The sequence below is a fragment of the Corallococcus sp. CA041A genome (assembly GCF_003612075.1).
GTDB classification, from domain to species: Bacteria; Myxococcota; Myxococcia; order Myxococcales; family Myxococcaceae; genus Corallococcus; species Corallococcus exiguus.
Map to the genome: position 1 here is coordinate 24,575 of NZ_RAWF01000077.1, position 11,308 is coordinate 35,882.

Annotated in this window: 9 protein-coding genes; 3 read left to right on the forward strand and 6 right to left on the reverse strand. The window is 71.4% G+C overall.

Annotated elements, in window-relative coordinates:
* Positions 1-2: 2 nt before the first annotated feature.
* From D7V77_RS16015 to D7V77_RS16040, 6 genes are all read right to left on the reverse strand, one after another.
* Complete coding sequence (locus D7V77_RS16015) at positions 3-1,061, reverse strand: ferritin-like domain-containing protein (protein WP_233597013.1); 1,059 nt, start codon at positions 1,059-1,061, stop codon at positions 3-5.
* 558 nt (positions 1,062-1,619) lie between these two features.
* Positions 1,620-2,870: a hydroxymethylglutaryl-CoA synthase family protein gene (locus tag D7V77_RS16020; RefSeq protein ID WP_120577162.1), complete on the reverse strand. Its 1,251-nt coding sequence runs from the start codon at positions 2,868-2,870 to the stop codon at positions 1,620-1,622.
* A 41-nt stretch (positions 2,871-2,911) separates the two neighbouring features.
* On the reverse strand, positions 2,912-3,949 hold the full coding sequence (locus D7V77_RS16025; protein WP_120577163.1) for a zinc-binding dehydrogenase: 1,038 nt from the start codon (positions 3,947-3,949) through the stop codon (positions 2,912-2,914).
* A gap of 46 nt (positions 3,950-3,995) precedes the next feature.
* Positions 3,996-4,739: a CoA-transferase subunit beta gene (locus D7V77_RS16030; RefSeq protein ID WP_120577164.1), complete on the reverse strand. Its 744-nt coding sequence runs from the start codon at positions 4,737-4,739 to the stop codon at positions 3,996-3,998.
* Entirely contained in the window at positions 4,739-5,539 is an 801-nt protein-coding gene (locus D7V77_RS16035; RefSeq protein WP_120577165.1) for a CoA transferase subunit A, read from the reverse strand. The genes D7V77_RS16030 and D7V77_RS16035 overlap by 1 nt, the downstream gene beginning before the upstream one ends.
* Positions 5,536-6,237, reverse strand: a complete 702-nt coding sequence (locus D7V77_RS16040) for a TetR/AcrR family transcriptional regulator (protein ID WP_120577166.1) — start codon at positions 6,235-6,237, stop codon at positions 5,536-5,538. The genes D7V77_RS16035 and D7V77_RS16040 overlap by 4 nt, the downstream gene beginning before the upstream one ends.
* A gap of 199 nt (positions 6,238-6,436) precedes the next feature.
* Here D7V77_RS16040 and D7V77_RS16045 point away from each other — a divergent pair, with 199 nt between their 5' ends.
* The 3 genes from D7V77_RS16045 to D7V77_RS16055 all read left to right on the forward strand — a co-directional run.
* Positions 6,437-8,569 carry an ATP-binding protein gene (locus tag D7V77_RS16045; RefSeq protein ID WP_120577167.1) on the forward strand — a complete coding sequence of 711 codons (2,133 nt, stop codon included), beginning with the start codon at positions 6,437-6,439 and terminating at the stop codon, positions 8,567-8,569.
* Positions 8,559-9,917: a sigma-54 dependent transcriptional regulator gene (locus D7V77_RS16050; protein WP_120577169.1), complete on the forward strand. Its 1,359-nt coding sequence runs from the start codon at positions 8,559-8,561 to the stop codon at positions 9,915-9,917. The genes D7V77_RS16045 and D7V77_RS16050 overlap by 11 nt, the downstream gene beginning before the upstream one ends.
* 106 nt (positions 9,918-10,023) lie before the next feature.
* Positions 10,024-11,308 (forward strand): HAMP domain-containing sensor histidine kinase (locus D7V77_RS16055; RefSeq protein WP_147452073.1); only part of this gene is annotated, 1,285 nt, incomplete at its 3' end.

The following is an 11,308-nucleotide window of genomic DNA, read 5'->3' on the forward strand; positions in this document are numbered from 1 at the left end:
CCTCAGGCCCAGAGTTCCTGCTCCAGCGAGTCCAACAGTGCCAGTGCCACCGCCGGTGAAGGCAGCCCGGCCTCCGCGGAGAGGCGCGCGTCCAGCGGCACGGCCATCTCCGCGCGCAGCACGGCCAGCGCCTGGCGCCGGGCCTCCCGAAGGATGGAGCGGTCCTCTTCGGACAGCCTGGGCGCGGCCCACGCGTCGATGTCCCACGACAGGCCCGCGTGGCGCGTCTCGTCCTCCGCGATGCGGACCATGGCCTCGCGGATCTCCGCATCCTCCGCGTGCAGTGCCTGGTGGTGGGCCAGCAGCGCGCTGTAGGTCTCCCGCACGCACCCCTCCACGGCGTTGTCGAGCAGCACCTCGCGCAAGGACCTCAGCGGCACGTCGGCCACGGAGGGCAGGGGAGGCTCGGCCCCGAAGTGACGCGCGAGCCGGGTGGTGACCTCCGCGTGCCGGACCTCGTCCTGCGCGCTGGCGAGCGCCGCGTCCTGCAACGCCTGACCCGCACCGTGCAGGGCCAGCTCCTCGCGCAGCCGGAGGAAGGCGTCGACGGACGCAGCCTCCAGCCGGGCGGCATTGGCGAACCAGGCGCCCCGGGCGTCCTCGCAGTCCTCAGCCTGTGCCTCCTGGAGTCCCACGGGCCTTCTGCCGGGATAGCAGCCCGTGTCGCCGTACTTGACCTTGAAGGCTTTGTGCTCGACCACCTCTCCCGAGGACGAGATGCGCACCGGCTTCCGGGACAGCCATGACTGCTTCTGGTCACAATCAACGCCCAGTTCCTCCAGGATCGTGAAGCCCTCGTCGGGATTGACGCCGACCCATGGCGGGGCCTCGGTGGAGGAGCAGACCTCGTAGCCGGCCGCGAATGCCAGGAGTGCGGCCTCCTCCGCCTGCTCGATGGCACCCAGCACCTGTTTGAGCGAATCCCTCGACCTGAAGATCCTCACGTCGTCGCCCCGGGTGGTCACCACGTAATAGGAGCTACACGTCGAAAGGGCGTCGCCAAGACACTTACCTCCAAAGCCTTCCATGCCTCCGTCGTCCAGCGACTGGCGCGCTTCCACACAGGCCTCTTTGTTGACGGCCGTCTCGCAAGCGTTTCCCGTGGTGAAGACGGACTGGGAGCCAGGGATTCGCTTCCTCTCGGCACGGGCTGGCTGCCCTCCACCGGGTCGTCGGGGCTTTGACGTGTCGGCGACGAGCTCCCAGGTGTACGAATACCGCCTCACCTCGACGAAGTCCGGCACGGGCACCATCCACGCCCTGTCGATTCCGGGGACCGCGTTGTAGAAGGGATATCCCTCCCTCGGAGGAGCCTCCGCGCACCGGATCCGGCGGTAGTTCGTCGCCAGCCGGCCAGCGGGCACGTCCGGCTTTACGTGCCGTTCGCCGTGGCATCCGGCAATCACAAGCGGCGTGGCCAGCGTTGCCTTCAAGGCCCTGGCGAACAGCCGCCGCAATCGCTCCGCGTTCAATGGCAACCCCCGTGTTGGCAGCCCGGCCCCTGCGCTGCCCCCAAACCCTATCAAACCGGTTCGGGACCATGCCCATGAAAAGCAGACGGGCGATGCACGCCGCAAAGCGCGCATCGCCCGTGGGAACGACCGTGGAACAGGTGCGGCCTACGCCCCCGCGTACTTGCGGCGGAACTCGTGGATCTCCGCCAGCCGGAACGTGCCCGGCTCCGGAGCAATCGCCTCCGGCGCGTCGTAGGGCAGGTTCATCAGCCGCTCGTACTCCTCCACCGACACGCGCTCGCGCTTCGCCAGCACCGTGTCCAGGTCCGCGCGGGCCATGCGCTCCGCGGCCTTCTCACCCACGACGCCGGTGTAGAACTCCGCGCAGGAACCGCTGCCGTAGGACAAGAGGCCCATCCGCTGGCCCGCCAGCGCCGCGCCCTCCGCGTGCAGCTGGCCCGCGAGCGCCAGGTACAGCGACGCCGTGTAGACGTTGCCCACCCGCGCGTTCAGCCCCAGCGACTTCGCCACCTGCGCGTCGTAGCTGGCCTGCGACTTCGCCGCCTCGTCGCGCGCCTCGGGCGTGGCCGGCCCGTTGCCGGAATCCTCCAGGTCGCACAGGCGCACCTGCGCGTGCGCCTTGCGCGCCATCTTGCAGAAGGGCACGTGGTAGAGGATGCGCGCCAGCTGCTCGCTGGGCAGCTTCGAGTCCCACCGCACCAGCCCCTGCTCCATGGCGCGCTCGCGCCAGCCCCGGTACGCGCCCGCCATGGCGTCCAGGTAGCAGGTGATGGAGTAGTGCCCGTCCACCAGCGCCTCGCGCCGGCCCACCGGCCTCCAGAAGTCGTACACGTCCGCGGTGCTCACGCCATTGAGCCCCACGTCCACCGCCAGCAGGTCCGGCGTCTCCGACACCAGCAGCGCCACCGCGCCGCCGCCCTGCGTGGGCTCGCCCGCCGTCTTCAGGCCGTAGCGCGCGATGTCCGTGCACACCACCAGCGCGGAGCGGCCCGCCGCCGCGCCGGACGCAATCCACTCCACCGCCGCCATCAGACCCGCCGTGCCGCCGTAGCACGCGTGCTGCGAGTCGAACGTGCGCATGCCGCGCGGCAGCTTCAGCAGACCGTGCACGTGCGACGCGATGGGCTTGGAGTGGTCCACGCCCGTCTCCGTGCCCACCACCAGCATGCCCAGCTTGGACGTGTCCACGCCCTGCTGCTGGATGAGCCGCGCGGCCGCCGTGGCCGCCAGCGACACGGAGTCCTCACCCGGGTCGTTGACCGCCATCTCCTTCGCGCCCAGGCCCGCGGTGAACTTCGCCGGGTCCACGCCGCGCGCCCGCGCCAGGTCCTCGATGTCCACGTACCGCCGGGGGACCGCCACCGCCAGCGCTTCGATTCCAACCCGCTTCTTCATGGGGAACTCCTCAAGTCAAAAGGTCGCGAATCCAGACGGCCTCACGCCGCCGGGGGAACCAGCACCAGCCGGCCCGCCACTTCCCGGTTCTCCAGCCGGAAGTGCGCGCGGCCCGCGTCCGCCAGCGCCACCTCTTCCGACACGAAGGGACGGACGAGGCCCTTGGCCGTCAGCCGCAGCGACTCGTCCAGCTCCTCGCGCGTGGTCGCGTACGCGCCAAGAATCTCCAGCTCCTTCACGATGACCAGGCCCGGGTTGAGGTTCACCACCCCGGACTCCAGGTTGCCCACCACCACCACGCGTCCACCGGGCGCCATGGCCTTGAGCGTCTGATCAAAGGTGGCGCTGCCGACGATCTCCACCGCCACGTCCACGCCCTGGCCCTGCGTGCGCTTGCGCGCCTCCGAACCGAAATCCAGGCCGCGCGAGACAATCACCTCGTCCGCGCCGGCCTCCTTGAGGGCCGAGACCTTCGCCTCGCCGGACGTGATGGCGATGACGCGCGCCCCGTCCACCTTGGCCAGCTGCACGGCCGCCAGGCCCACACCGCCGCTGGCGCCGGTGATGAGGACCGTCTCACCGGCCTTCACCTTCGCCCGCGTGCGCAGCGTGTGCACGGCGGTGCCCAGCGTGCAGCACACCGTCGCGGCCACCGCCCAGGGCAGGTCGGACGGCACGCGGCCGAGGCCTCGCACCGGGGCCACCATGAACTGCGCGTAGCCGCCCTGGAGCTCCTCGCCGAAGAAGCGATTGTCCGTCTTGCACAGGCTGTTGCGGCCGGAAAGGCACAGCGCGCACTCGCCGCAGGACATGCGCTGCAGCGTCGCCGCGCGGTCGCCCACCTTCCAGCCCACCGTGTCCGGGCCCACCTCCACCACCTCGCCCGCGGCCTCGTGCCCCAGGATGGCGGGTACGTGCGTGCGGGGCAGGTTGCCGCGGCGGTTGATGACGTCGTGGTAGCAGACGCCGCACGCGTGGACCTTCAGCAGCACCTCGCCCTTGCCCGGCCGGGGCACCGGCACGGTCTCCAGACGCAGGTTCTCTGCACTCCCGAACTGGCGAAGAACGACGGCTTCCATGCGGTGCCTCTTTTCCGTGTGGCTTGAAGATTGGGGGAGATGTGCTTCAGCCGCCGACGAGCGCGTCGCGCAGGTTGCGGGGGTCCAGCGCACGGATGGCCGACACCGTGCGCGCGTCCGGAAGGGAGGTGACGGGCAGCGCGTCCGGCACCGCGAACTCGAAGCCGGTCCGCTCTGCGATGCCGTCCACCGTGGCCCACGGGTGACGCGCCAACAGCCGCGCCCCACGGGGCCCGCCCAGCTCATACGTGCCCAGGTCGGAGATGAGCCGCACCGGACGGCTGGGGTCGCGCGTCGTGGCCACCTGGACCTGCGGGACCAGGTTGCGGCGCGACTGCCGGGGCACCAGCAGCACCGGGTTCTTCACCCACTGGCGCAGCGTGGCCGCGCCCGCGACGCCAGGGAACTTGGTGCGTGGCTTCTCCAGGCTGCCGGACGCCGTCATGTTGGTACGGCCCGCCGGATCCACCTCCGCCGCGCCGAAGAACACGGTGTCCACCCGGCCGCGCCGGGCGTGGTCGAACAGGTCCGCGATGCTCACCTCCGCGGACCGGCCGTCCAGGTAGCGCAGGTCCTCGGACGACGGGTACAGCTCCGGCAGCTCAGGATCCAACGAACCGACACACGCCAGGTACGTCAGCCCCGGCGCATGCGTGGCCCGGGCCACCGCGATGGCCAGGATGACCAGCGGAGACGCCACACCCGTGGCCACCACCGAGCCGTCTTCAATCTCCCGCGCCAGCAGCGACACCACCGTCTCCGCGGGCGTCGCGTCCACCGTCGTCGTCATCATGCCGCGCTCCGGGTCGCGCGCAGCGACATGAGGAAGCCCTTCGCGTCGCCCGCATCCGCCGCGGCCAGGTAGGCCGCGAGCATCGCGTCGTCATGCGGGTACTGGCCCAGGCAGCCCGTGGGCAGCGCACCGCCGGGGGCGAGCACCACGCGCTCCACCTGGAAGGCGGGGATGGTGACGCGCGACAGCTTCGGCACGCGCTCCTCCACCGTGGCGATGATCCGCTTCGCGGCGCCCGCGACGAGCAGGTCCGTGGTGGGGTCCTCGATCAGCAGGTTGCCCTTGTCGTCCGCCGCCCGGGCGTGGATGAGCGCCACGTCCGGGTAGTACGCGGGCTCCACCGGCACGCGGCGGCCCGTGAACGGATCCTCCACCGTGCGCGGCGCGTCCACCTCCGCCAGCTCCGACACGTCCGAGTCCGGCGCGGGGATGAAGGGCAGCCCCATGGACGCCGCGCGCAGCCGCTGCACCACGCGGTAGCCGTCGTGCTCGCGCCATTCGATTTCGCCCGCCTCGATGGCCCGCTTGAGGCAGGGCAGGGGACGCACGCGGTTCTCCAGCACCAGCGCGCCGAAGGGCAGCTCCACGCGCTTGAGGCACCCGCCCGCGACCAGGAACTCCGCCGGCAATGGGTTGGGCAGGGAGATGAGCTGCAGACCGCGCTTCTCCTGCGCCACCAGCTCCAGCACCAGCGCCATGGGCGCGCGGCCGAGCATGAACCCGCCAGCCGCGATCGACGCGCCGTCCGGGATGGATGCCACCGCCTCCGACAGGGAACTCCAACGGGCGCGGTTCACTGGGGCTCTCCTCCAGAACCGGAGCTGGAACCGGAAGCGGCGCGCGGCACCATGCGCAGCGCGGGCGCGTCTTCAGCGGAAGGGGCCGGGGCGCTCACGACCGAAGCGGCGGAGGGAAAGAGCAGCTCCACCATGCCGTCGGCGATCTGCTCCTCGGTGAGGCGCCCGTCCGGTTTGAACCACTTGTAGACCCAGAGGATCATCCCCAGGAACGAGAACGCCGCCACCGTGGGGTCCACCACGCCGCGCAGGCGGCCCAGGCGGTTGGCCTCCGCGAACGCGTCCTCCAGGAAGCGCACGTAGCGCTTCTTGCGCCGGTCGATGTACTCGCGCGCTTCACCGGTGAGCGTGGCGTGCTCGTGGAGGATGATGATGACCTCCTTGCTGCGGCCGCTCGTCACGAGGTGGATGTTCTGCCGCATGCACTGGCGCAGCCGCTCCACCGGATCCGCTACAGCCTGAACGGGCGCGAGGACCTGCTCCTCGAACACGTCCATCCCGTAGTTCATGATGGCGAAGAGCAGCTGCTCCTTGTTCTGGATGTGGTGGTAGAGCCCCGCCTTGGTCATCCGGCACGCGGCGGCGATCTCCTGCATCGACGTGCCCTCGTAGCCGCGCTCGCAGATGAGCCGCGCCGCCGTCTCCAGGATGGCCCTGTACCGCTCGCCCTCGTCCGGTTTGCGCCCCGTGGGTGTCATGCGTGCCTTCCCTCGCCGGCCTGCCTGCTCCTGCCGGGCTGAAACCACCTACCGACCGGTAGGTCACTTCACCTACCGACCGGTAGGTAGCACTCCGCGACGCGGTCCGTCAACGGGCAAGTACCGGAGGGCTGGTGGGATAAAGGCTTTTGGAAACAAGGACTTGGGACCACCCAACGGGTTAGGTTGCGGGCCTCCCATGCGGTCCACGCTCCTGCCCATCCTCCTCTTGTGCGCCGCGCTGGCGAGCGTGGGGGTGGGGGTCTGGACCCTCGTGAAGCGCAGCCGGACGACCCTGGTGGAGCAGTTCGCGGGGGACCGGCAGAAGCAGTTGGACGAGGCCGTGGGCGGCGTCACGGACTCGCTGGAGGAGGTGGGCAAGAACCTGCGCTTCGCCGGCGAGCTGATGTCCCAGCCGGGGACCCTGGCGGAGCACCGCCGGGAGCTGCGCGCGCTGCTGGAGGCGGTGGGCCAGTACAAGGCCATCGCGGCGTACGACGGCGACGGCGCGGAGCGGCTGCTGCTGTTGGACCGGAAGCCGGACGCGCAGGTGTCGCGCGAGGGGCTGGTGGCGGAGATGGCCGACACGGCGCGCCGCGCGTTGCAGCGTCCGCCGGGCGACCTCACCACGTCGCCCAGCCTGGACGCGGCCAACGGCGGTTGGCTGCGCATCCTGGCCACGGCGCTGCCCGCGACGGACGGCAAGCCCGAGGGCGCGGTGGCGGTGCTGGTGGACACGGAGTCGTTCTTCGCGCCGCTGCGCATCGTCACGTCGGACCTGGAGGCGCGGATGCTGCTCGTGGGCACGCACGGCCAGCCCACGCCCGCGAGCGACCCGGCCCTGACGGAGTGGTTCGGCCGCGCGAGCCAGAAGGACTCGGGCGTGCCGGGCTTCGCGTTCCTGGTGTCCCGGCTGAAGGCCGGCGCGCGCGGCATGCTGCCCCTGTCCGAACAGGAGGCGGAGCGGCTGGGGTTGGGGCGCTCGGAGGTGGTGGCCGTCTACACGCCCATCCGCATGCGCGGCGGCAGCCACTGGGCGGTGGCGACGCTGGTGTCCACCGCGGCGCTGCGTTCGCACGAGCAGTCGCTGGTGGTGCGGCTGTTGGGCGCGGGCGCGCTGGTGGCGTTCTTCCTGGTGGCCTTCGCGGTGTACGTGGTGCTGGCGCGGCGGCGCGCGGTGGCGCTGATGGAGAGCCGCCGTCACGCGGCCCAGCTCGCCGCGCTCCATGACCGGACGCGGAAGATATTGGACCATCTGCCCACCGGCGTCCTCGCGCTGACGGAGGACGGGCGGATCAGCGCCGTCAACCAGGCCCTGCGCTCGCGCGTGCCCGGCAACGTGACGGGTGCGCCGCTGGCGTCCGCGTTCCCCAGCGCACCGGCACCGGTGGTGGAGCGGCTGTCCGCGCTGGTGGCGTCCGCGCGTCAGGAGGACCGGCCGCGCAGCCTGCTGGGCGAACCGCTGGCGCTCTTCGGCGAGGAGGGCACGTACAACCTGCACGCGGTGCCGCTGACCGCGGAGGACCCGAAGGAGGAGACGCGCGCGCTCCTGGTGGTGGAGGACCTCAGCGACGTGCGCGCGCTGGAGACGCAGCTGTTGCGCGCGGAGAAGCTGGCCACGGTGGGCGTGCTGGCGGCGGGCATCGCGCATGAAATCGGCACGCCGCTGGGCGTGGTGCGCGGCCGGGCGGAGTACGTGCAGAGCAAGCTGGGCCCCACGCATCCTCAAGGGCCGGGGCTGGGCGTCATCGTCGAGCAGATCGACCGGGTGAGCCGCACGCTGCGCCAGTTGCTGGACTTCTCCCGCCTGCAGCCCGCGATGGTGCGGCCGGTGGCGCTGGGGCCGCTTGCCCGGAGCGTGCATGAGCTGTTGCAGGTGGAGGCGGAGCGGCGGCGGGTGAGCTTGAGCGTGGACGTGCCGGAGTCGGTGCCGGCGCTGGCGGCGGACGCGGATCAGCTCCAGCAGGTGCTGCTCAACCTCACGCTCAACGCCTGTGATGCGTGCCGCGAGGGCGGCACGGTGGAGGTCTCGGCTTCCGCGCTGGTGGGCCCGGAGGAAGGCACGTGGGGCCTGGTCGCGCTCACCGTGCGCGACGACGGGTGCGGGATTCCGAAGGAGCGCCTCAACCAGGTGTTTGATCCGTTCTTCACGACGAAGAAGCGCGGGCAGGGCACGGGGCTGGGGCTGACGATGGTGGCCCACGTCGTGCGCAACCACGGCGGACGGGTGGAGCTGGAGAGCACGCCGGGGCAGGGCACCCGCGTCACCGTGCTGTGGCCGGTGGCGCGCGCTGTCCCAGAGGAACGAAATGCCGAGCGACTTGCCGTCTGACGCGCGCATCCTCGTGGTGGACGACCACGTGGAGATGGGGCGCATGCTCCAGGAGCCGCTGGCCGACGCGGGCTGGACGGTGGACCTGGCCACCGGAGGGCAGGAGGCGCTGACGCTCATCCGCTCGCGCGTGTACGACGCGGTGCTGACCGACCTGCGCATGGAGAAGGTGGACGGCCTGGACGTGCTGGACGCCGCCCGCGCGGTGGATCCGGAGCTGCCCGTGCTGCTGATGACGGCCTTCGGCGGCGTGGAGAGCGCCGTGGAGGCGATGCGCCGGGGCGCGTACCACTACTTCACCAAGCCCTTCCGCCTGGACGAGGTGCGGCTGTACCTGGGCCGCGCGCTGGAGGACCGCCGGCTGCGCACGGAGCACCGGGCGCTGAAGCAGGCGTCGCAGGAGCGTTCCGGCCTGGGCGCGCTGGTAGGCAAGAGCGCACCCATGCGCGGGCTGTACGAGCTCATCGACCGGGTGGCCCACGCGGCGGCCCCGGTGCTGCTCCGGGGCGAGAGCGGCAGCGGCAAGGAGCTGGTGGCCCGCGCGCTCCATGTCGAGGGCCCGCGCGCGTCCAACCCCTTCGTGGCCGTCAACTGCACCGCGCTGCCGGGGCCGCTGCTGGAGAGCGAGCTGTTCGGCCACGTGAAGGGCGCCTTCACCGGGGCCACGTCCGTGCGGCGCGGCTTGTTCGTGGAGGCGCACGGCGGCACGTTGTTCCTGGACGAGATTGGCGACATGCCCACGGAGCTCCAGGCGCGGCTGTTGCGCATCCTGGAGGACGGCGAGGTGCGCGCGGTGGGCTCGGACGCCAGCCGCACGGTGGATGTTCGCGTGGTGGCCGCCACGCACCAGGACCTGGAGGCGCGCGTGAGGGAAGGGCGCTTCCGTGCGGACCTCTTCTACCGGCTCAACGTCGTCACGCTGCGGGTGCCTTCGCTGAAGGAGCGCCGGGAGGACATCCCCCAACTGGTGGAGCACTTCACCGCCCGCTCCCGCGCGCGCAACCCGCGCTCCCGCGTGACGTCGCTGTCACCAGAGGTGGTGGCCGCGCTGGGCGCCATGCCCTGGCCGGGCAACGTGCGCGAGCTGGAGAACCTGGTGGAGCGGCTGGTGGTGCTCGTCCCCCGGGAGACGGTGACGCTGGAGGACCTGCGGCCCCACGCGCCGGTGCCCTCGGCGGAGGAGGCCACGCCCTTCGCCCAGGCTCAGGAGGGCGTGTGGACCCTGCGCAAGCTGGAGGGGGAGTACATCCACTGGATGGTCCAGCACTGCGGCGGGAACAAGACCCGCGCCGCGGAGCTGCTGGGCATCGATGTGTCCACCATCCATCGTCGCGAGCGGGAGCGGTGAGCGGGCTGTCTCCTCGCGCGGGCTGACAGCCGGGCGGCCGGACGAACGTCCGTGGGGGAGCCTCCGCCGGGTTGCCGCACGGGCGGCGGGGGCTCATGGAATGGGCATGCCCACGCCTCGCCCCGCCAGGACCGAAGTGTCGTGGAAGCTGCTCTTCCTCGCCTTCGCCGCCGTCGTGGGCAGCTTCTTCGTGACCAGCTGGATCGTCCAGCGATCGTCCGGGGTCATCAGCGATCTCTCGAATGAGATCATCTACAACTCGGCGCCGAGCATCGAGCACCTCGCGCTCGTCCGCAGGGCCGTGCTGGAGGCCGAGCTGGTCCTCGCCCGGTTCATCAATGAGCCGATGCACCGGGGGGAGCTGGACCGGGAGCTGGAGACGGCCCTGTCGGAGGCGAGGGCGGGCATCAGCGAGTACCTGGATCTGACGGCGCTCCCGGGCGAGCAGGCGGTGAGGCGGGACGTGCAGGAGTCCTGGTCGCGCTTCGAAGCCGCGGTCAAGCAGGCCCGCACGGACGCGGCATCCGTGCGGGAGGGGGAGGAGGGGGCGCTGTTCGAACAAGAAGTCGAACCCCCGGGCCGGCGCCTCCTTGAGGACATCACGCGCTCCATCGAATGGAACGCGGTCCGGGGACGGGAGCTGGCGGAGCGCATCCGCGAAGCGCGCCGCGAAGCCGTGTGGCTGAGCACGAGCCTCCACGCGCTGTGCGGCATCCTGGCCGGGGTCGTGGCGTGGTTGCTCCATCGCGAACTGCAAGGACGCCGCGCGCTCGCGGACGCGCACACGAAGTTCGTCGAAGCGCGAGCAGAGGAGCTGGAGCAGTTCGCGGGCCGCGTCGCGCACGACATCCGCAACCCGCTGTCCTCGGCCCGGATGGCCGCCGAGCTCGGCTTGCGCAAGACCCCGGAGGAATCCTCTCGCGCGCCCTTCAAGCGCATCATCCGGAGCCTCTCACGGGCGGATGCCATCACCGGCGCGCTCCTGGACTTCGCCCGCTCCGGAGCCCGGCCGGATCCCGGTGCCCGGGCCGAACCCCGGGCGATCATCACCGACCTGCTGGGCGGCTTCGCGGTGGAGGCGGAGCAGGCCGGCATCGAGCTGCGTCACGAGCCCGTTCCGCCGGTCCTGGTGGCTTGCAGCACCGGCGTCTACCTGAGCCTGCTCGGCAACCTGATCCGCAACGCCATCAAGTACATGGGCGATGCGACGACCCGGCGGGTCACCCTCCGCGTGGAGGACACGGGGGCCTTCATTCGCACCCGCGTCAGCGACACGGGGCCGGGCATCACGCCGGAGCTCCTGCCCTCCCTGTTCGAGCCGTACTTCCGCGTCAAGGGGAGCAGCGCCATCGCCGAAGGGCTCGGGCTGGGGCTCGCGACCGTCAAGAAGC

Excerpts from the sequence above, each read along its gene's own strand:
- D7V77_RS16020 (WP_120577162.1), bottom strand. The coding sequence starts at position 2,870 with ATGAAGAAGCGGGTTGGAATCGAAGCGCTGGCGGTGGCGGTCCCCCGG.
- D7V77_RS16025 (WP_120577163.1), bottom strand. The coding sequence starts at position 3,949 with ATGGAAGCCGTCGTTCTTCGCCAGTTCGGGAGTGCAGAGAACCTGCGT.
- D7V77_RS16030 (WP_120577164.1), bottom strand. The coding sequence starts at position 4,739 with ATGACGACGACGGTGGACGCGACGCCCGCGGAGACGGTGGTGTCGCTG.
- D7V77_RS16040 (WP_120577166.1), bottom strand. The coding sequence starts at position 6,237 with ATGACACCCACGGGGCGCAAACCGGACGAGGGCGAGCGGTACAGGGCC.
- D7V77_RS16045 (WP_120577167.1), top strand. The coding sequence starts at position 6,437 with ATGCGGTCCACGCTCCTGCCCATCCTCCTCTTGTGCGCCGCGCTGGCG.